The organism is Acinetobacter sp. YH12045 (assembly GCF_013419925.1).
Taxonomy (GTDB): Bacteria; Pseudomonadota; Gammaproteobacteria; order Pseudomonadales; family Moraxellaceae; genus Acinetobacter; species Acinetobacter amyesii.
This window is the reverse complement of sequence record NZ_VOZE01000006.1, coordinates 123064-143838: the sequence shown is the minus strand read 5'-3', so window position 1 is coordinate 143838 and position 20775 is coordinate 123064. Positions and strand designations below refer to the sequence as shown.

At 39.9% G+C, this 20775-nt stretch carries 14 protein-coding genes; 7 read left to right on the top strand and 7 right to left on the bottom strand.

Annotated features, from left to right (window positions below):
* Nucleotide 1: 1 nt before the first annotated feature.
* Together pta and FTU02_RS10265 are read left to right on the top strand one after the other, a co-directional pair.
* Entirely contained in the window at nucleotides 2-2143 is a 2142-nt protein-coding gene (gene pta, locus FTU02_RS10270) for a phosphate acetyltransferase (RefSeq protein ID WP_180004548.1), read from the top strand.
* A 260-nt stretch (nucleotides 2144-2403) separates the two neighbouring features.
* Nucleotides 2404-3078, top strand: coding sequence for a phosphatase PAP2 family protein (locus FTU02_RS10265; RefSeq protein WP_180156984.1), 675 nt, complete (start codon nucleotides 2404-2406; stop codon nucleotides 3076-3078).
* A 152-nt stretch (nucleotides 3079-3230) separates the two neighbouring features.
* Here the strand turns inward: FTU02_RS10265 and FTU02_RS10260 are convergent, their stop codons facing one another.
* The 3 genes from FTU02_RS10260 to FTU02_RS10250 form a co-directional block, all read right to left on the bottom strand.
* Nucleotides 3231-4853: an alkaline phosphatase gene (locus tag FTU02_RS10260; protein ID WP_180156982.1), complete on the bottom strand. Its 1623-nt coding sequence runs from the start codon at nucleotides 4851-4853 to the stop codon at nucleotides 3231-3233.
* A 49-nt stretch (nucleotides 4854-4902) separates the two neighbouring features.
* Complete coding sequence (locus FTU02_RS10255) at nucleotides 4903-6123, bottom strand: OprD family outer membrane porin (RefSeq protein ID WP_180034916.1); 1221 nt, start codon at nucleotides 6121-6123, stop codon at nucleotides 4903-4905.
* A 232-nt stretch (nucleotides 6124-6355) separates the two neighbouring features.
* A complete protein-coding gene (locus FTU02_RS10250; RefSeq protein ID WP_218956184.1) occupies nucleotides 6356-6793 on the bottom strand; it encodes a GNAT family N-acetyltransferase in 438 nt (145 codons plus the stop codon).
* 771 nt (nucleotides 6794-7564) lie between these two features.
* On the opposite strand from FTU02_RS10250, the gene FTU02_RS10245 reads away from it, so the two are divergent.
* The gene (locus FTU02_RS10245; RefSeq protein WP_078189659.1) at nucleotides 7565-9091 is read left to right on the top strand and encodes a fumarate hydratase; all 1527 of its coding nucleotides are present in this window, start codon (nucleotides 7565-7567) and stop codon (nucleotides 9089-9091) included.
* Nucleotides 9092-9221: 130 nt separating this feature from the next.
* Here FTU02_RS10245 and FTU02_RS10240 read toward each other — a convergent pair whose 3' ends face one another.
* From FTU02_RS10240 to tig, 4 genes are all read right to left on the bottom strand, one after another.
* A complete protein-coding gene (locus FTU02_RS10240) occupies nucleotides 9222-9935 on the bottom strand; it encodes a DUF2846 domain-containing protein (RefSeq protein WP_180004550.1) in 714 nt (237 codons plus the stop codon).
* Between the two features lie 163 nt (nucleotides 9936-10098).
* Nucleotides 10099-11409 (bottom strand): ATP-dependent protease ATP-binding subunit ClpX, encoded by a 1311-nt coding sequence (gene clpX / locus FTU02_RS10235; protein ID WP_078189661.1) that lies wholly within the window; start codon nucleotides 11407-11409, stop codon nucleotides 10099-10101.
* Nucleotides 11410-11438: 29 nt separating this feature from the next.
* On the bottom strand, nucleotides 11439-12044 hold the full coding sequence (gene clpP, locus FTU02_RS10230) for an ATP-dependent Clp endopeptidase proteolytic subunit ClpP (protein ID WP_078192707.1): 606 nt from the start codon (nucleotides 12042-12044) through the stop codon (nucleotides 11439-11441).
* A 194-nt stretch (nucleotides 12045-12238) separates the two neighbouring features.
* On the bottom strand, nucleotides 12239-13570 hold the full coding sequence (gene tig, locus FTU02_RS10225; protein WP_078192708.1) for a trigger factor: 1332 nt from the start codon (nucleotides 13568-13570) through the stop codon (nucleotides 12239-12241).
* A gap of 272 nt (nucleotides 13571-13842) precedes the next feature.
* Between tig and FTU02_RS10220 the strand changes: the two genes are divergently transcribed.
* The 4 genes from FTU02_RS10220 to FTU02_RS10205 all read left to right on the top strand — a co-directional run bounded on the left by FTU02_RS10220 (nucleotide 13843) and on the right by FTU02_RS10205 (nucleotide 20540).
* A complete protein-coding gene (locus FTU02_RS10220; RefSeq protein ID WP_180156980.1) occupies nucleotides 13843-16053 on the top strand; it encodes a TonB-dependent receptor domain-containing protein in 2211 nt (736 codons plus the stop codon).
* A gap of 301 nt (nucleotides 16054-16354) precedes the next feature.
* Complete coding sequence (locus FTU02_RS10215; RefSeq protein WP_180156978.1) at nucleotides 16355-18607, top strand: TonB-dependent siderophore receptor; 2253 nt, start codon at nucleotides 16355-16357, stop codon at nucleotides 18605-18607.
* A gap of 109 nt (nucleotides 18608-18716) precedes the next feature.
* Nucleotides 18717-19400, top strand: a complete 684-nt coding sequence (locus tag FTU02_RS10210) for a Fe2+-dependent dioxygenase (RefSeq protein WP_078192711.1) — start codon at nucleotides 18717-18719, stop codon at nucleotides 19398-19400.
* Nucleotides 19401-19433: 33 nt separating this feature from the next.
* Complete coding sequence (locus FTU02_RS10205) at nucleotides 19434-20540, top strand: alpha-hydroxy acid oxidase (protein WP_180157071.1); 1107 nt, start codon at nucleotides 19434-19436, stop codon at nucleotides 20538-20540.
* Nucleotides 20541-20775 lie beyond the last annotated feature (235 nt).

Genomic DNA, 20775 nt, shown 5'->3' with positions numbered 1-20775 from the left:
TATGAAAACAATTTTACTCGTGCCAACTGGGGAAGGTGTAGGTTTAACATCTGCATGCTTAGGTTTAATTTATGCTTTGGAATGCCAAGGGGTCAAAGCAGGTTTTCTGAAACCATTTTCACAGGAAAATGTCGCAGATACTGTAGACCGTACAACGGCTCTTTATCGTCATTTATTTAATAATGAAACGGTAGAACCCATTCACCATGCCACCATCGTGAAACAACTCAGTCATGATGAAAGTGATGAACTGCTCGAAGAAGCGGTTCGTTTGCACCGTGAAATTGCAAAAAAGCATGACCTAATTATTGTTGAAGGCTTGGTTCCAAACAGCCGAGATAACTTTGCCTCAGAACTGAATGCGACTTTAGCAAAAGCACTCGATGCCAAAGTGATTATTGTCAGCACAGCAGATATTCAAAATGCCACGAAAACGGCTGAGAAAATTGACAGTTCACTACGCCAATTTGGTGGTGCTGCATCTGAACGTACTGCGGGTGTTTTGTTTATGCGCACACGTGGCTTGCCAGAAGAGTCTGCGCAAATTCCTGTCACACTTGATCCAAATCTGCGTTTAATTAGTGACACCAATAAATTTGTACTCGAATTACAACAAAGTAATCCGCAAATTGGTTCTACACAGCTACCTGTTATTGGCCTCGTTCCATTTAGTAATACGCTCAGCGTACCGCGCATGTCTGACTTGGCGACGCATATTCAAGCGGAATGGATCAACCAAGGCGATGCTGCTCATCGCCGTGTACTACATAGCAGCTTAGTTGCGTCGAATATTGAACATGAACTTCACAAATTTGTGGCAGGTGAACTGATTATCAGCGCCTCTGACCGTATTGATGTGTTGTTGGCTTCTAGCCTTGCAAGTAGCAATGGTATTCCACTTGCCGGTTTGGTTTTGACTGAACATCATCAACCGAACCCGCAAGTTTTGGATTTCTGCCAAACCGCGATTAAGCAAGGCTTACCGATTTTACATACGCCTTTAAGCACTTTTGAAACGGCACAACAACTTTCAAATTTAGGCAATGAAATTCCTGTCGATGACGTAGAACGTGCAGAGCAAGTGACTCGCTTTGTTTCAAGCCACATTAATGCTGAGTGGATTACTGAAGTATTGAATGGTTCGTATCAACCACGCTTGTCCCCTTCTGCATTCCGTCATGAATTGGTACAAAAATCCATTGCTGCGAAAAAACGGATTGTTCTACCTGAAGGTGATGAACCACGGACCATTCAAGCGGCTGCCATTTGTCAATCACGTGGCATTGCACACTGTATTTTATTGGCAAAACCTGAAGCCGTGATTGAAGTTGCAAAAGCACGTAATATCGAACTTCCTCATGATTTGGAAATCATTGATCCAGACCTGATTCGTGAAAACTATGTGCCGAAAATGGTTGAGCTGCGTAAAGGCAAACTCAATGATCTACAAGCACGCGAACAGCTACAAGACACCGTGGTTTTAGGCACCATGATGCTTGCACTCGATCAAGTGGATGGCCTTGTATCTGGTGCAGTACATACTACGGCGAATACAGTGCGTCCAGCATTCCAATTGATTAAGACTGCACCTGATTATTCATTGGTTTCTTCTGTGTTCTTTATGCTGCTACCAGATGAAGTCTATGTGTACGGTGACTGTGCCATTAATCCAGATCCGAATGCAGAACAGCTTGCAGAGATTGCGATTCAATCTGCAGATTCAGCAAAAGCTTTTGGTATTGACCCACGTATCGCAATGATTTCGTATTCAACAGGTACTTCTGGTGCAGGTGCAGATGTCGAAAAAGTGGCTGAAGCAACACGCATTGCCAAAGAACGCCGCCCAGACTTACTTATTGATGGCCCGCTTCAATACGATGCTGCATCGGTGGAAAGTGTGGGACGCTCTAAAGCACCTGACTCGAAAGTGGCTGGTCGTGCCAATGTGTTTATTTTCCCTGACTTAAATACAGGTAATACAACCTATAAAGCAGTTCAACGTTCTGCAAATGTTGTCAGTGTTGGCCCAATGCTTCAAGGTTTAAACAAACCTGTAAATGACTTGTCTCGTGGCGCATTGGTCGATGACATCGTGTTTACCATTGCATTAACGGCAATTCAATCCGAACAGCAAGAAGCTTAATTTTAGTTTCGAGTTCTAAACCACCCTTTCGAAAGATTGGGTGGTTTTTTTATTCATTCCAATTTTCCCGCATTTCAATCTTATTTATATTGCGATAATTTTCATCTTATTAATTCTTGTCATCTTAGAGTCAATATTATTGCTTATGGTATGAGCGCTTTTTTAATTATTCAAAACTTAGCTATATCATGACAAACTTAAAATTTTATACTCCATGTGCCATCTCTACATTGATATGGGTTTGCTTAAGCGCACACTCCATGGCCGCAGATTCATATCTAACACCTGACTCAGCTCCAAATAGTCTTGAAATATTATCTACTCCTCCACAACCCTATAGTGGAGATTTTATTCGTGATCAAAGTATTTTTAAACAATCTCAATATTTAAAAAATACGGCTCGCTGGCAGCAAGCACAAATTGATGCTGATGTTTCAAATGCACACTTAGGGCGACCTTTTTCACATGCATTTGGCGTAGAAATTAATGAGAAAAATACACCTATTTTATTTGAAATTTTAAGAAAAATTAAACTTGATAGTAGATACTCTACTCAAACTGCAAAAAAGAAATATAGCCGTGAACGTCCATATGGCTATTTTAATGTCAGCACTTGTACCCCTGAAAAAGAAAATGAAAAAAATCAATATGTTTCCTATCCTTCTGGACATACAACTATCGGTTGGACATATGCATTAGTCTTAGCAGAGTTACGTCCTGAGCGTCAAAGTCAAATTTTTAAACGTGGTATTGAATTTGGTCAAAGCCGAGTCGTGTGCAATATGCATTGGCAAAGTGATGTCGATGCTGGCCGTATTATGGGAGCAGCGCAATTTTCACGCCTACAGGCAGATCCACAATTCCAAGCCGATATGATTAAAGCCAAAACTGAAATTAACCATCTCATTTCTGCCACACACAAAAAATCTGATTAAAAAAATCAGCATCTTGTCCCATTGCATAGATAGTAGATCACATGCATGGGCAGTGGTTTTTAATAGATGTGCATGTCCAATATAAAAATAAAGCGCTTAGAACCATCTAAGCGCTTTATTGAATTTAGCAGAAGTATTTTGATACCGTTTTATTAAGATTCAATCTGCTTCAGTTCTGGCTTGCCGTAAGCCACTTCAAAACTTGCTACGGTCGTCATTTTTCCACCTGGTTTTTCAACAAAGTCTAGAACCTTTAAGTCTGTACGCATATAGTCTTTAAAAAAGTCTAAAGTCTGATAACCGCGTTGATCATTGATAAATTTGATGTGTGGATTTAACTTCAGCACATCTTCCTGCCCTGGACGAATTGGTTGACCATTGCCGGTAGAGGTTATCGATGTAGTTAAAAATTCGGTTGCAATCGATGGACTCTTAAAATCATTCAAATCACTTGGAATATTCGCTGCAAAATATTGATGCAAATCTCCTGATAAAATTACCGTATTACCATGAGGTGCATTTTTTTTGATAGATTCAATCAAGCGCTCGCGTGCGTATGGATAGCCATTCCACGTATCTTTCCCAAAATAAGCTTTGCCTGATTTGTTATAACGTACCCAAGGCATAACCTGAATTTGCTGTGCCAAGACATTCCAACGCTTATCATGGCGCATTTGCTTCGCCAACCATTGCTCTTGTGCTTTACCAAGAACCTGCTCATTTCGGCTATTCTCAGTACGGCAGTAATCTATTTTATCAAACCCATCTTCTAACTGAGCTTTGGTGCATAAAATTGGAGAACGGTACTGGCGTGTATCCAAAATATTCATCCGTAGCATTTTGCCATAATCTAAAGTGCGGTAAGCAAGGATATCTGGGCCGTTCGGCTTCTGTTTTAAACGCACAGGCATATATTCATACCATGCTTGAAACGCTGCTGCGCGACGCAGTAAAAATATGTCTTTCTTCTCACCTTTTTCTTCAATATCTGCAGCCCAGTTGTTATCCACTTCATGATCATCAAACGTCATCGCAAAAGGTGCAGATGCATGTGCAGCTTGTAAATCGGGATCCGCACGGTACTGTGCATAACGAATACGATATTGCAGTAAAGTTTGAATTTCCGGACCAATATGCTGACGCGCTGGAATAGACACACGCAAGTCACCGATTGCACGTCCACCACCCTTGCCTTCAGGCCCTTCATAAATGTAATCACCATAGTGAAAGACAATATCGATATCTTTTTCTTGGCTCAAATAATCATAAGCGGTGTAATAGCCAGTTTCATAATGCTGACATCCCACTACAGCGACTCGAACTCGTTCTGGCATTTGGTGCGCGGCAGGTGCTGATTTTGCCGTGCCTACTGGGCTTTCATAACCGGCCAATCTAAATCGATAATAATAGCGTGTCATCGGTGCTAAACCACTTACCTCTACATGTACTGTGTGATGTAAGTCAGGATGTGCCTGCGCCTTCCCAGTTTGCACAATTTTCTTAAATTCAATATCTGTAGCAATATCCCAATCTACTTCAACTGCTTCTTTCGGCATCCCACCATCCACTGAAAGTGGATATGGTGCAACTCGGGTCCAAATCACAAAACCATCTGGCCAAGGTTCACCTGAGGCAACACCTAATTGAAATGGGCTAATCGGAAATTTGGCATTTGCCCACGTGCTTACTGGACTCAGTCCAGAAAATAACGCTAAAGACCCGACTCCCATCAAACCCTTTAAGAATTGACGACGATTCGAATTAATATGATTCATTTTTATTTCTCTATAAACTTATTAATAAATTAATCTGATCAGTTTTGGATTAGAAAATTGGCATGGTATAGGTCAAGTAGATACGGCTTTGTTCCTGCTTTGTTCCTGTACTTTTTTTGAATTTTCCGTATTGAGCTGTAAAACCTAAATTTTTGAATTTGCCTTCCGGCACTTTATAACGCAAGGTATAGTCAATTTCAGACTCAGTTGCACAGCCACATTTACCAAAGTCGCGACCTTGGACTTTCAGGAACGATACATTTAAGCCTTTTAAGTATTGATTATTGAAGTCATATCGATAGCCATACCATGTGGACTTTTCGCCAGCATTGGTAAAGTTCTGCAACAAACGGTTGGTTGGTAAGTAAATGAAAGTCCCATCTGCACCATTATCTAAACTGCCCTGATTCATATGCAGAAAATCGCCATCATCACCAATTTTTTGCGCGCCAAATTGCAGCTGATGATTTTTAAATTTGTATTTGAAATCCACACTGGCTGTCTGGTTATCTACTTTAGCGCCATAGCCTTTTTCACCACGCTCATTAGCTCCAGTCGCTTGAGTATCAAATAAACGTAAGTCGGTATTAAAACTCTGGTTTTCACTGAATGGAAATTTGTGTTTCACGCCGATAAATTGCTGTACATAAAAATCATCCAGCTCACCGGCATAGTACTGTAGCGTTAAATTTTTATTGGGCTTCCAGTCCGCACCGCCAAACATAAACCCATCACTGGTTTCGGTTGCGCCTTTAATAGAAAGCTTTGAAGCATCTCGTGATGCACGTGGAATTGCTTTAGTGACGTAACCACCCGTTAAAGTCAATCCCTTTACATCTTTAGAAGTGACTTGACCACCTAAATAGGCAGATTCGAGCAAGCGAGCAAAGCTTCGACTTAAAATGGGTAAATTAGGGCGTAACTCCCCGACTTTTACATCAGTTTTCTGATAGCGCGCTTTTAAAGTGGGATATGCACGTGTCCAATAATTTGTTGGACTACCATCACCCTCTAAAGGAAACATCAACGAATTTTTGGCTTTATCTTTACTGCCGTCTAAACGTATACCTGCTGCCGCAGTAGCATCTAAACCAAAACCGACTTGACCTTCGGTAAAGCCAGATTGATAACTCAATTCAATACCTTGTCCCCAAACTGTCGAATCTTTATCGTTAGGCTCTTGATCTTGATCAAAATAATAATTTTTAAAATCTATTTCTGCTTTACTATCTTTAATAAATTCTGCTTGTGCTGCCTGCATTGTCAGCATGGGGGTGAAAACCATACAGCAGATGAGTGCTTTGTAATTCAACGTCTAACCTCTTTGGTCCTTGAGAAATACTGCAATAACCTAAAGACTCTGTATGACAATACACTTGCAATCCCATGACAATTACATGAAAAATAAAACAAAAGTTAAATATAAATATTTGATAATATAAAAATTAAAGTTTTTTTGTTTTTAAGCACTTAAATACGAAAAAAGTTGACCATTAAAAGGACTACAAGCACTCCATTTTTTGACTGCTAAGCTCTAAGTCTGATTTTAAAGAAAATTGCTCAAGAACTTTTATAAAACCTTGCTTAGAATAAAATTGAATAGCTCGTAAATTACCTAATTCAACACGAAGTACAATTTTTGTATAACCTTGGTTTGCTGCATATTTTTTTAGATTAGATATTAAAAGATCAGCAACACTGTTTCCCCGATAATTCTCATACAACCACATTGCAACTACAGTAAATTCATGCTGTTTATCAATAGTACCTCCAACCATGCCGACTGCTCTTATTCCGTCAAATGCCAATAGAAACTGACATGGTGTTTTTTGCGCAGCTCTATCACGCCATTCAGACTCACTATGAGTTTTGGTTTTTTCATAAGTTGCTGTAAATGCATCGGGACTGTCTTGTAATGCTTCTAGCCGTAAATTTTTCAGTATCTCCCAATCTGATTAAACAGTTGGTCGAACAGTAACAGTGCCCATTTTTAATTTTACCTGTCATCTATTTGCTTCAAATCATAACGTTTAGAATTGAAGTCTTGTAAAAAATTTGAAAGCAACAAAGATCATCGATGATTATCACACACACTGACGCAAAGACTAAAAATTAGCTATTACTCATGATTAGATTTGAAGATTTGAAGATTTGAAGATTTGAAGATTTGAAGATTTGAAGATTTGAAGATTTGAAGATTTGAAGATTTGAAGATTTGAAGATTTGAAGATTTGAAGATTTGAAGAAGAATATTATTTTTTATAAAATTTAAAGCAAAAAAAAAAAGAAGATAAAGCTTTAGGCTTGATCTTCTTGTTGACCGTAGAACCAAGTTGCTGCGATAAACAGAGAAAAACCAATAACTGACAACACTGGAGTAACCATATATTTCACACTCTAACTTTGATGAGGTCATTATGTAAAAGTTTTATGACAGTTATATGACAAATACGAAATATTCAAAAATAATAAATATCATTTATTTTCAACAATTTAAAAATAAAAACATATCTCCCTCTCTAGTTTTGTGACAAATATTTCATGAAATATGACAGTGAAAACGTCATTTTCAGGCCATTTATGACAGCGAGACATGGCACTGTTAAACCCTATTAAACTTTCGGCCAAAGATTAAGCGAAATACCCACACAACTGTGTTTTTGTCTTATAATTTAGCCCGCTAGCTATCAGCCCGCTCAAGAGATATTTGTATGACAACTATTATCAAGCAAGATGACTTGATCACATCGGTAAAAGATGCGCTTCAGTTCATTTCTTACTATCACCCACAGGACTTCATCCAAGCGATGAGCCGTGCGTATGACCGTGAAGAAAACAAAGCCGCAAAAGACGCGATTGCACAAATTTTAATTAACTCTCGTATGTGTGCAGAAGGCCATCGTCCTATCTGTCAAGATACGGGTATTGTGAACGTATTTCTTGAAGTGGGCTTAGACGTTAAATTTGATTTAACCATGAGCCTAGACGATGCAATCAACGAAGGTGTACGTCAAGGTTATCTTGAAAACTCAAACATTCTTCGTGCATCAGTATTAGCTGATCCTGCTTTTGGTCGTAAAAATACCAAAGACAACACCCCTGCTGTAATTCACTACAAACTCGTTCCGGGTAATAAAGTTGATATTACTGTTGCTGCTAAAGGTGGTGGTTCAGAAAATAAATCTAAGCTTGCAATGCTTAATCCTTCTGACTCTATCGTAGATTGGGTACTTAAAACTGTTCCAACAATGGGTGCAGGTTGGTGTCCTCCTGGTATGCTCGGTATCGGTATTGGTGGTACTGCTGAAAAAGCCATGATGCTTGCAAAAGAAGCATTGATGGAAGAAATCAACATGGACGAATTACTTCGTCGTGGCCCACAAAACCAAATCGAAGAACTTCGTATCGAAATCTTCGAAAAAGTAAATGCTTTAGGTATTGGTGCTCAAGGTCTTGGCGGTTTAACGACTGTTCTTGATATCAAAATCAAAGACTACCCATGTCACGCTGCGGGTAAACCAGTAGGTATGATTCCTAACTGTGCTGCAACTCGTCATGCGCATTTCCAATTAGACGGTTCAGGTGTAGCGCATATTCAAGCGCCTAGCCTTGAAGACTACCCTGCGGTAACTTGGGATTCATCAACGTCTAAACGTGTTGACTTAGATAACATCACTCAAGAAGAAATGAACTCTTGGCAACCTGGTGACACACTACTTCTTAACGGTACAATCTATACAGGTCGTGACGCTGCGCACAAACGTATGGTTGACATGTTAAACAAAGGTGAAGAACTTCCAGTTGACCTAAAAGGTAAATTTATTTACTACGTTGGCCCTGTTGATCCAGTCGGTGACGAAGTCGTTGGTCCAGCTGGCCCAACAACTGCAACTCGTATGGATAAGTTCACACGTCAAGTGCTTGAAGCAACTGGCATGTTCGGTATGATTGGTAAAGCGGATCGCGGCCCTGCTGCTGTTGAAGCAATCAAAGACAACAAAGCAACTTACCTCATGGCTGTCGGTGGTGCTGCGTACTTAGTATCGAAAGCGATTCGTGAAGCTGAAGTGGTTGCTTTCGCAGACTTAGGTATGGAAGCGATCTACAAATTTGTTGTAAAAGACATGCCTGTATCTGTAGCTGTTGACGTAAATGGTACTTCTGTTCACGCAACTGCACCAAAAATCTGGCAAGCAAAAATTGGTAAAATCCCAGTAGTTGATGCTGCTGCGAACTAATTTCGCCACATTCAAGATCTAAAAAAAGCACCCCATCGGGTGCTTTTTTTAATGTCAATATTTAGGCTGTTTGCCGAATGACATTCGCTATTTAATATTTTCACACACTCAAAAACACGAGCTAATTACATTACCAAGTTAATGGATTCCATAGTTTAAAAGGCTTGGTCAACTGCACATCTTCCGCAGGATCATAATGAGGTGCTTTCAACTTCTGCGCACTTTTCCGCACTTTTCCAGTGTTTTGATCTTCTGCCACAAAGTTAAAACTGTTGGATTTCAACTCTGTAAATGCGATTTCATTTCGACCAATTTTTTCAGGCATGAGCAGCAATGGCCCTGAAACCGTTCTTTTACTGGATAAATTCTCTTCATCATATTTAATGAAGTAAGTTTGACCTGCTTCAACATCAAAGTCTAAATATTTAGGTTTTTGAAAATGATTCACCCCCAAAGGGCGACTGGACGATAAGCGGTAATTCCCTGCCGGTAACTCCACCCAGTAATAATGATTATTCAATAAACTTGGAATACGCTCACTGTTCAGAAATAAGCTGCTGGCCACAATTTCTTGACGATTCCATTTACTGTCTGGACGATATAAATACACAATCGCTGCTTGATCATGCTGAGCTTTCACTTCTTGAAAATGTCGGCCTTGTTTCTGATTGACCCAACCACCAATGGTAAACATACCCAATCGATATTGCTCAATATGACCCGGTGTACTTTCAGGATCCACAGGCTTTAATGTCGAAGCCAATGACGTTTGCTCAATGGCTGATTTTCCATGACAACCCAGCAGCGCTACACTGCTTAAAAGTAGAATTGCAACTCCACGCATGATTATCCCTCACTGCGTCTTTTTTTATTTTTACACTTTTGTTTTCAGTTTTTTACATTCAGGCATCCACGCCATCCTGCTGAGATTAACATTCTGCTTTTATTTTTGGAAATAAAAAACGTGTGCAAATCTTGGATTTACACACGTTTCAGACGAATAGCGCTTAAGCAGATTTAGAGTTCACAACTTTTAAATCTGACTTCGGTGCAGCTTCTTCAGTTTTCTTTGGTTGACGTTCTGATTTAAATTCAGGTTCCGCTTCACCATTAATCACCGCTTCATTGACGACAACCGTACCCACATCTGAACGACTTGGTAGGTCATACATCGTTTCAAGCAATGAATTTTCTAAAATCGAACGTAGACCACGTGCACCCGTATTACGGTCAAGGGCTTTTTTAGCCACGGCACGCAATGCTGAGTCTTCAAATACGAGGTCAACATTTTCCATTTCAAATAAATATTGGTACTGACGTGTCAATGCATTTTTTGGTTCAGTCAGAATCTGCATCAATGCTTCTTCGTCGAGTTCTTCCAAGGTTGCAATGACTGGCAAACGACCAATAAATTCAGGAATCAGACCGAATTTAACCAAATCTGTCGCTTCAACTTGACGGAATAAGTCAGATAATTTTTTAGTTTCATCTTTCTTACGCACTTCAGCTGTAAAGCCAATACCTCCTTTTTCCTGACGCTGCTGTACGATTTTCTCTAGACCAGAGAATGCGCCACCACAGATAAACAGGATATTTGAAGTATCAATTTGAATAAATTCTTGCTGCGGATGCTTACGACCACCTTGAGGCGGAATCGACGCAACCGTACCTTCGATCATTTTCAATAACGCTTGCTGAACACCCTCACCCGATACATCACGAGTAATCGATGGGTTTTCAGACTTGCGGGTAATTTTGTCGATTTCATCGATATAGATAATGCCTTTTTGTGCTTTTTCTACATCGTAATCGGCTTTTTGAAGGAGTTTTTGAACAATGTTCTCAACGTCTTCACCCACATAACCAGCTTCAGTTAAAGTCGTTGCATCTGCCATCGCAAATGGCACATCTAAAAGACGCGCAAGTGTCTGAGCAAGCAGTGTTTTACCTGAACCTGTTGGTCCAACCAACATAATGTTACTTTTCGAAATCTCTACTCCGTCTTCTGGTTTTTTACCACTGGTGCCAACTTTTAGGCGTTTATAGTGGTTGTATACCGCAACAGAGAGGGTCTTTTTCGCAACATCTTGCCCAATCACATATTGGTCAAGCGCAGCACGGATTTCATGCGGTTTTGGTAAAGGACGAGTTGCCCAGTCATTTGATTCAACTTGCTGACTGGTCTGAACTAGGTCAAGACATACGTCCACACACTCATTACAGATGTACGCGTCCTCACCTGCAATCAGTTTCCCGACTTCAGACTGCGTTTTACCGCAAAATGAACAATGCTTTTGTCCTTGAGGATGTTCGGACATATTCACTCCAATAATTAATTCTTTAAAACTTATGGGCGTTTAGATAAAACTTCGTCCACAAGACCGTATTCTTTTGCAGCTTGCGCTGTCATAAAATTGTCACGGTCAGTATCTCGAGCAACAGTTTCGTAGTCTTGACCACTATGCTCTGCCATTAAACGATTTAAACGTTCTTTGATGAATAGAATTTCACGTGCATGAATTTCAATATCAGATGCCTGACCTCGGAAACCACCGAGTGGTTGGTGAATCATGACACGGGCATTTTCAAGACAGTAACGTTTGCCTTTAGCACCGGCGTTAAGCAGGAATGCACCCATCGATGCTGCTTGCCCCATGCAGTAAGTCACAACATCAGGTTTAATAAATTGCATGGTATCGTAAATCGCCATACCTGCAGTAACCGAACCGCCTGGTGAGTTGATATATAAATGAATATCTTTATCTGGGTTTTCTGCTTCTAAGAACAACATTTGGGCAACAATCAAATTTGCCATGTTGTCTTCAACTTCACCGGTTAAAAAAATCACACGTTCACGCAAAAGGCGTGAATAAATATCAAAAGAACGCTCGCCACGAGATGACTGTTCTACCACCATTGGCACTAGTGCGTTTTCAATTGTTGGAACATACATACGTTATTTATTCCTAAATTTTTCTGACTCAACCCATAATTCACAATATGAGGGATATTTGTCGAAATTGCAAAAGATTCCCAATTAAATAACAGATATTTTTTTCATAAGCATTGTGAAATCAGGACAACTTATTTGGGGGCAAATTTCGATAAAAAAAGGCGCTTAATGCGCCTTTTTTTGAAAGCTAGAAATTAGCCTTGTTGACGAGCTTGTTGCTCTTTCAATAAGTCTTCATAGCTCACAGTTGTATCAGTTACTTTAGCAGAAGCTAAGATGTGATCTACAACTTGGTCTTCTAGAATAACAGCTTCGATTTGAGCACGTTGCTGTTTATCGTTGTTGAAGTATTCAATTACTTCTTTAGGATCTTCGTAAGAAGAAGCCATGTCTTCGATGTAAGCATCAACACGTGCAGCATCAACTTCAATTTTAGCATCAGCTAATACTTTGCTGACTAATACGCCAAGTTTAACTGATTTTTCAGCTTGCTCTTTGAATAGGTCATCTGGAAGCATGCTTGAATCAAACGCTTTAGCGCCTTGAGCACCAAACTGTTGAGTGAATTGTTGGATCATTTGTTGACGTTGACGGTCAATTTCTTGAGCAACCATTGCTTCTGGAAGTTCTACTTCGTTTGCAGCTACAAGGGCATCAAAAGTTGCACCTTTCACTTGGTTACGAAGACCGTTTTTCACTTCACGTTCCATGTTTTTACGCACGTCAGCTTTCAGTTTTTCAACGCCTTCTTCTTCAGTTAGACCGAAGATTTTTAAGAATTCAGCATCAACTTCTGGAAGTTTTTGTTTTTCAACAAGCTTAACAGTGATTTTGAATTGAGCAGCTTTACCAGCAAGGTTTTCAGCTTGGTAGTCTTCAGGGAAAGTTACATCGATAACTTTCTCTTCGCCTTTCTTCATACCAACGATACCGTCTTCGAAGCCAGGGATCATACGACCAGAACCAAGAACGAGTTTAAAGTCTTCAGCAGCGCCGCCTTCAAACTTCTCGCCATCAACAGTACCTTCAAAGTCGAAAGTTACTTGCATGTCTTTTTTAGCCATGCCTTTAGTTTCAACCCATGAAGCGCGTTGTTTTTGAAGATTTTCAATCATCTTCTCAACGTCTTTGTCGTCAACTGAAGTTGTTTTACGTTCAACTTCTAGACCTTCGAACTTAACTTCAACTTCTGGATAAACTTCTACAGTTGCTTCATAAACTAAAGCATCATCTTTCATTTCAGTTTTTTCAATGTTTGGCATACCAACAGCATTGATTTTTTCTTGTTGGATCGCTTCGAATACTGTGTCACGAATGATGTCGTTTACAACTTCTTGATAGATACCAGCACCGTATTCACGACGAACAACGTTTACAGGTACTTTACCTGGACGGAAGCCGTTGATCTTCACAGTTTTGGCAGTGCGTTTCAAGCGAGCTTCAAACTGCTCGTTAATACGGCTCGTCGGTACAGATACATTTAAACGACGGGCAACGCCCGAAACCGCTTCAGAAGTTACTTGCATGGCTTCCTCGATAATTTGTTAGTTAAAACAGTTTTAAAAAAAAGTGCCACATTATATGACAACAATTAAAGATATACAAAAATGGATTATAACACTATAAATTCAGGCATGGATGCCCTTCTTATTTTTAGAATTTTTCAGCTTTTTTCGAAGAAATATTGATTATTTTTTAATTCACCATTGAAAATGAGAAACTTTCTCACTATTATTCTTGATGATATTTTTTTAATTTATTTTCATATATTTATCTTGTCCATATTTGGTATTCTTTTATGAGTAAATTTAATCTCAACCCTCTTTCCGCTGCTTTATTTGGGGCAATTGTAACTACTACGAGTTTCGCACATGCTGAAACGACTGAATCTCAAGCTCAACAGATGGAAACCATTGTTGTTTCTGCAGCGGGCTTTGAACAAAAGATCAAGAATGCTCCTGCTTCAATTACCGTGATTACGGCTGAAGACTTAAAAAATAAACGAATTACATCCGTTGCAGATGCATTAAGTGATGTAGAAGGTGTCGATATTAGCCCTACAGCAGGGAAAACCGGCGGATTAAATATTCGTATTCGTGGTATGGACGCCGAATATACCTTGGTTTTAATTGATGGCCGCCGACAAAATAGTACAGGTGACATTGCCCCTAATGGATTTGGTGAGTCGAATAATAGTTTTATCCCCCCTGTTTCGGCTATCCAACGCATCGAAGTCATCCGCGGACCAGCTTCTACTTTATATGGTTCTGATGCAATTGGTGGTGTAGTCAATATCATTACCAAAAAAGTTTCACCTGAATGGACTGGTTCGGTCACGTTAGAAGGGACAGTACTGCCAAATCACTCAGACTTTGGTAACCAACGCGCTGTCGATGCATTTTTAACAGGGCCAATCATTCAAGATTTATTGGGCTTACAAATCCGTGCACGTAAAGCGGAACGTGATCAATCAGATTTAATACGTAGTGATGACGATGATACTGGTGCTGAACTTAGTGGCGGAAATAGCCCAACTAAATCAGATCTAGAAACTATCGGTGCTCGCTTAACCCTGACACCGCACAGCGACCATGATATTTCAGTTGAATATGAAAAAACTGAACAATGGTATGACAATAGCAAAGGTCAATTAGGGACGCTTGGCGCAAACGGTGGTTATGGTGATGCTCAAGAATATAACCGTGAGAAAATGATCCTCGCACATACTTGGAATAATGCTATTGGCAAACTTGAGTCAAGTATTATCAATACTCAAACAGAAACGGTTGGACGTTTAATTCCTGCACGTGCACAAGGAATGTCAACAGCCATCACTCCTCGTGTGTTAGAAAGTGAAGATACGATTTTTGATACTAAATTTACCACTCAACATTTTGAAGACCACCGTATTACTCTAGGCGGTCAATGGTGGGAAGCCAGTATCAGTGATGGTTTGCGTGTAAAAAAAGAAGTTTCTTTTGAGCAATTGGGTCTATTCGCCGAAGATACTTGGTCGCTGAACGACAATCTTGCATTAACACTTGGTCTTCGTTATGACGACCACGATACGTTTGGTGACTTTTGGACACCACGTGCATATTTGGTATGGAATGCAAATGAAAACTGGACCTTCAAAGGCGGATATAGTGAAGGTTATAAAGCCCCACGTTTAGAACGTTTAACTGATGGTGTGGTCAATGTCAGTGGTCAGGGTCGTACACCAACTTTTGGCAACCCAAATCTAAAACCTGAAACCAGCAAGAACTTTGAGTTTGGTACATACTTTTCTACCAATAATAATTTTGACTTCAACGTAACAGCTTTCTTTAGCCAAATTGAAGATAAAATTATGACGGGCAATAAAGAAATTAGCTGTAATACTGATAACACAACAACTTCGGGTATTAATTGGTCTAAAGCGGACTGTGAAGCATTCATGGCGTCGGTGGGAACGCCGTGGGTGATGGATTATAACCGTGGCAAACCAGATTCATGGAATGTGACTCGTCCTGTGAATGCCGAAGAAGCTGAAGTTTATGGTATTGAAGCGGGTTTAAACTGGGCATTTGCCGACAATTGGAAATTTGGACTGAACTACACGTGGACTGAAACTGAAATTAAAGATAGCAGTTTAGGCAATCCTGTACTTAATGACACACCAGAACACATGGTCAATGCGTCGCTTAAATGGCAAGCTGCTGACTTTGTGAATTTATGGGCGCGTGGCGAGTATCGAAGTGAACGTGCACGTTTCACCTCAACCTATGACAATCTAACTGTAGCGAATCAACAGGTTTATGACGCCCTAGGTGACTACAAGGAATACGCATTATTACACGTCGGTTCAAACTTTAATGTCACCCCAAATTGGGATATTGGGGTTGCTCTGTACAATGTCTTTGATAAAGACTTTAACGATTATGAGAAAGTAGCCAATAGCTACTACAACCGTTATAGCAATACTCAGGAAGGCCGCCGTGTACAATTAAGTACAACCTTTAAATTCTAAATAACCACATAATAAAAAACCTGTTTCGGCAGGTTTTTTTTTGCATTAACAATTACGATTTATGCTTATTTAATTCACAATCATGTCTATATTTATAATCTCAATTAAACATAAAAAAACAATATATTTTATCAATATTTAAATAAAACATAGTCTTAATTAATACTTGTTATATCATTACATTAAATACTACTATCACAATATGATTATTTATCGTGATTTACAATTACACAAAGATGTAAGAACAAATAAGAATCATTATTATTCGCATACAAATTCACTATTCCAAATCGGGTTCGAAATGACCTTCATTAAAACACGTAAGAAAATTGTTTCTTCAGCAATTGCTTCTTCTCTTTCTGTCATTGCTGTTAATGCAGTCGCGCAAGAGCAAGTTACTCAACTTCCAACGATTAACCAAGAAGTTGTTGCTGAAAAGGCACCAAGCTTAAAAGTTGATAAATCTGCGAATGCTAAATTTGTTGCTCCCCTTCTTGATACACCAAAATCTGTATCAGTGATTTCTAAGCAACTGATTGAAGACACGCAAGTCACAACTTTAAGTGATGCTTTACGTACAGTACCTGGTATTACCCTCGGTGCTGGTGAAGGCGGCAACCCAAATGGCGACCGTCCATTTATCCGTGGCTACAGCTCTGAAAGCTCAATGTATTTAGATGGTATTCGTAATTCAACCTCACAAAACCGTGAAATGTTTGCCATAGAACAAGTTGAAGTCACCAAAGGCTCTGCTTCTGCTATGGGTGGTGCAGGTACTGTTGGCGGTAGCATCAACATGATTTCTAAAGTGGCTAAAAAAGGCGACCACCTAGAAGGTACTGTTGCTGGCGGTACAGATGCTTATGCACGTGTAACACTAGATGGCAATAAAGATTTTGGCAATGGGATTGCTGCACGTGTTGCCGTTATGGGACACATGAATGAGAAAGCAGGTCAAGCTGACGGTGCTGAATACAAACGTGCAGGTATTGCCCCTAGTATTACTTTTGGCTTAGACACCCCTACTCGTGCAACTTTAAGTTATTACTATTTAAAATCGGATGACACTCCAGATTCAGGTGTTCCATATTGGGATGCTGGTTTAAGTAAACCACAGGGTAAACCTGCGGAAGTAAAACAAGGCGTTTATTATGGTTGGAAAGATCGTGACTTCCAAAAACAAGAAAACCAAGCAGGAACAATCAAGTTAGAACATGATTTAACTGACAACTTAACCCTCACAAACACTGCAATGTACAGCAAATCTAAAAATGATTATGTTTGGACAAACCCTGATGACTCCAAAGGCAATGTAGCCAATGGCAAAGTATGGCATCGTCAAAACTCTGCCATCACAGATAGCGATACCTTTACAAATCAATTAGCATTGACAGGTAAATTCGCTACAGGTGCCATTAATCACAGTTTTAATGTCGGTGCTGAATATAGCAAGCAAGAAACTGACAAAGGTGGTTATAACATCATTAACAGTAAAGATGGCAAAGTTTCCTCAACGGGGTTTTACAGCGACTGTAAAGACCTTTCAAGCAATTGGTGTACTTCTCTAAACAATCCAACTCAAAAACCATTTTTAGATCGTCTAGAAGCCCGCCAAGACTTTGATGCCACGGTTGAAAGCACTTCTGTATATTTATTAGATAGTGTTGAAATCACACCACAATGGTTACTTGATCTTGGTGTGCGCTGGGACAAGTTTGAAGCTGCACAAAACTTTCGTGCTACATCTTCAGCTACTGCATATACAGCTAACAATGATTCAGACTTCTTTACATATCAATCAGGTATAACCTTTAAACCTGTTGAAAATGGTTCAATTTATGCAAGTTATGCTACCTCTGCCAGTCCTGTTGGCTTAAATGCTGGTTGGGGAGATAACAGCGAAACCATAAATGCTAATAACCAAATGATCGATCCTGAAGAAGCGCAAACTTACGAGTTGGGTACTAAGTGGGACTTGTTAAATGATCGTTTGAATTTAACAGCAGCGATCTTCCGTACTGAAAAACAAAATACTCGTGTACAGCTTGACCCAACAACTTATGCGAATGTAGGTGAAAGCAAAGTAGATGGTGTTGAATTAGGATTAAATGGTCAAATTACCGATAAATGGGATATTTCGGCAGGTTATACTTATCTTAATAGTGAATTAACAAAAAATGGTAAATCATGCCGTGGTTCAGGTTCAACAGCAACTTGTACAGATAATGCCATTTATAATGGCAACCAAATGCCTAATGTACCTAAACAAGCAGCAACATTATGGACTACCTATAAGATATTGCCGCAATTAACTTTGGGTGGTGGTGCAGTATATTCAGACAAAGTTTATGGTGATGTTGCAAACATCAAATGGGCTCCATCTTATGTACGCTACGATGCTATGGCGCGTTATACCGTTAACAAAAATGTGGATTTACAGTTGAATGTAAATAACCTTTCTGACAAACGTTATTTCACTAAAGCCTACGCATCTCACTATGCCACTGAAGCAGAAGGTCGCAGCGCAGTTCTATCTGTTAACTTCAAATACTAAGAAAAATAAATACCATAAATAATTTATGGTATTGACTCAAATAGCCTCGCTTCGAGGCTATTTTTGTATATGATCGAAACACAAACATTACATTTCAAAAGGTCAGACCGTGATTCACCATATTCCAAATGTATTGAGTAAAGAACAGGTCAACTACTTCCGCACAGAAATGCAAAAAGTAGAATGGATTAATGGTCAAAAAACTACGGGCTCACTGTCTAAAAATGTTAAAAATAACCAACAGCTAGATATAGACCATCCATTAACACAGCATTTAGGTGACATTATTCTGCATGAATTGTCACAACACGCGCTTTTTACATCAGCGGCTCTCCCCCTCAATATTTTGCCGCCCTATTTTAACCGCTATGAAAATGGTGAAACGTTTGGTTTCCATGTCGACAATGCCATTCGCTGGATGCCTGACAGCAATCAAAAAATTCGTACCGATTTGTCCTGCACGATTTTTCTAAGTGAACCCGAAGAATATGAGGGTGGTGAACTTGTGGTAGAAGACACCTATGGCTACCACGAAGTGAAATTGCCTGCCGGAGATTTGATTTTGTATCCATCTACCAGTGTGCATGAAGTTACTCCTGTGACTGCAGGCTGTCGTATTGCGTCATTTTTTTGGTTGCAAAGCATGATCCGTGAAGATGCTGAGCGTCACATGTTATTTAATCTCGATCAAAGCATTCAAAATTTGCGTATGCAATTGGGTGATGCACATAGTGAAGTCGTCAAGTTAACCAGTCTGTATCACAACCTCATCCGCAAATGGGCCGAAATTTAAAGCTCAAGGCCAGTAGACATGGACAAACAGACAATGACTGATCACAACATTTTAGCGCCACTGACTCAGATTCCAGCTCATTTGCAAACCATTGCAGATTACGAAAAACAGGCTGAACTGCACCTTTCTCATATGGTGTGGCAATACCTTCAAGGTGGTTCGATGGATGAACACAGTGTCCGTGGCAATTTGTCTCAGTTTGAACAGATACAGCTGCTACCACGTATGCTGAAAGATCTAACCCAAGGTCATACCCAAATCGAAATCTTAGGGCAACGTTTCCCACATCCTATTTTTGTAGCACCCATTGGTCATCAACAACAATTTCATCCTGATGCCGAAGCTGCAACAGCCCTCGCCGCCGAAGTCCTTGGCAGCAATATGATCCTCAGCACGTTTACCAATACAGATATGCGTGAGTTAAAGCAGGACAATCCTTACAAATGGTTCCAATTGTATTGGCAAGGTGAGCGCGAAAAGTCTTTATCGCTGGTCAAGATGGCAGAAGAACATGCTTACACAGCGATTGTAGTAACCATTGATTCCCCGCATACAGGGATTCGTGACCGTGAACGTCGAGTGTTTTTTAATTTGCCTGAAGGCATGCAACATCCGCATACCCCTGCACATATCCCATTGCCTGAGCTCAACGATAGCGATCATCCCGTATTTAACGGTCTAATGAAAATCGCACCGACATGGGCGGATATCCTTTGGCTCAGTCAAAACACCTCATTACCGATTATTTTAAAAGGCATTGTCAGTCCACATGATGCTGAACTTGCCCTGCAACACGGTGTACAAGGCATTATTGTATCGAATCATGGTGGGCGAGTACTGGATGGTTGCATTTCCCCTCTCACCGCCTTAGAACTGATTAAAAAAGTTGTACCTACGGATTTCCCAGTTTTATATGATGGTGGTATTCGTCGTGGTTCAGATGTGTTTAAAGCGATAGCCTTGGGTGCGTCTGCCGTATTAGTTGGACGTCCCTGCATTTATGGTTTAGCGACAGCGGGCGCTTTAGGCGTTGCCCATGTACTCAAAATACTGAAAGAAGAATTTGAGATTACGATGGCATTGATGGGAACAGCCACCGTCGATGAGATTAATAAAGATTATATTTTTCAAAAAAGCTAATTTTATAGAAAAATATTTTCCAGTAATGGCATCTTGACGCAAAAATAGGAAATTATTTCCGGAATATATGGACTAATATTTAGTTATACATTTACGAGCTTACGGTAAAGCTAAGTCATGTGAATCTTTACGGATTTATTTCGACTAAAGACTCCGAAATTAAACTTGTAAATTGCTAGAATAGACACAATCTATATAAGTAGTACCTTGCCGTTTATCCACGACATTTATCCAC

What these genes read in the sequence shown, in the direction of transcription:
- FTU02_RS10215 (WP_180156978.1), top strand. Translation starts at nt 16,355, where the DNA reads ATGACCTTCATTAAAACACGTAAGAAAATTGTTTCTTCAGCAATTGCT.
- clpP (WP_078192707.1), bottom strand. Translation starts at nt 12,044, where the DNA reads ATGTATGTTCCAACAATTGAAAACGCACTAGTGCCAATGGTGGTAGAA.
- tig (WP_078192708.1), bottom strand. Translation starts at nt 13,570, where the DNA reads ATGCAAGTAACTTCTGAAGCGGTTTCGGGCGTTGCCCGTCGTTTAAAT.
- pta (WP_180004548.1), top strand. Translation starts at nt 2, where the DNA reads ATGAAAACAATTTTACTCGTGCCAACTGGGGAAGGTGTAGGTTTAACA.
- FTU02_RS10260 (WP_180156982.1), bottom strand. Translation starts at nt 4,853, where the DNA reads ATGAATCATATTAATTCGAATCGTCGTCAATTCTTAAAGGGTTTGATG.
- FTU02_RS10240 (WP_180004550.1), bottom strand. Translation starts at nt 9,935, where the DNA reads ATGCGTGGAGTTGCAATTCTACTTTTAAGCAGTGTAGCGCTGCTGGGT.
- FTU02_RS10220 (WP_180156980.1), top strand. Translation starts at nt 13,843, where the DNA reads ATGAGTAAATTTAATCTCAACCCTCTTTCCGCTGCTTTATTTGGGGCA.
- FTU02_RS10265 (WP_180156984.1), top strand. Translation starts at nt 2,404, where the DNA reads ATGGCCGCAGATTCATATCTAACACCTGACTCAGCTCCAAATAGTCTT.
- FTU02_RS10255 (WP_180034916.1), bottom strand. Translation starts at nt 6,123, where the DNA reads ATGCTGACAATGCAGGCAGCACAAGCAGAATTTATTAAAGATAGTAAA.
- FTU02_RS10205 (WP_180157071.1), top strand. Translation starts at nt 19,434, where the DNA reads ATGACTGATCACAACATTTTAGCGCCACTGACTCAGATTCCAGCTCAT.
- clpX (WP_078189661.1), bottom strand. Translation starts at nt 11,409, where the DNA reads ATGTCCGAACATCCTCAAGGACAAAAGCATTGTTCATTTTGCGGTAAA.
- FTU02_RS10245 (WP_078189659.1), top strand. Translation starts at nt 7,565, where the DNA reads ATGACAACTATTATCAAGCAAGATGACTTGATCACATCGGTAAAAGAT.